The organism is Streptomyces sp. AC627_RSS907 (assembly GCF_019049165.1).
Genome location: NZ_JAGMUE010000550.1, coordinates 1 through 584 on the forward strand (window position 1 = coordinate 1; position 584 = coordinate 584).

At 70.9% G+C, this 584-nt stretch carries 1 pseudogene; it reads left to right on the plus strand.

The window, feature by feature from the left end:
* A pseudogene (locus KUM32_RS37000) lies at positions 1 to 584 on the plus strand (serine/threonine protein kinase); the annotation flags it as partial.

A 584-nucleotide genomic window follows, 5' to 3' on the forward strand; every position in this document is an offset into this window, starting at 1 on the left:
CCGTGGGAGTGATCGCGGCCGGCGCCGGCGCCGTGGTCGTATACCTGGCGTCGAGCGACAAGGACGACGGCGGGGCGCGGACCAGCGCGCGGCAGAGCGCGTCGCAGCGGCCCGGCAGCGACGGAGCTGGCCCGGCGAAGCCCGGCGCGCCGAAGCCCAAGCCGTCCCCGGTGCCGGCCGGTTACCACCTGGTGCACGAGAAGGACCTGGGCGTCTCGTTCCCGGTTCCGGACGGCTGGACGCGCAAGTCGGGCACCGGCGAGCAGGTCGACTACGTGGACCCCACCGGCAAGGTCGGCATAAAGATCAACGTGCTGGACTTCGCCAGCTCCGACCACCTGGAGCACTTCGAGGACATCGAGGCGCAGTGGCGCGAGCGCGAGCCCACGCTCAAGCGGCTGCGCATGCAGCGCACGACGTTCCGCGGCGACCCCGCCGCCATCTGGGAGTTCTCCTTCCGCGGTAAGGCCAGGGAGTTCCGCGGCATCGACCTCGGCTTCGGCGAGGTAGGCAAGGAGGAGTACGCCATCTACGTGTCGGGGCCGAGCGACCAGTGGTCGGAGTACCGGCCCATCTTCGACGTC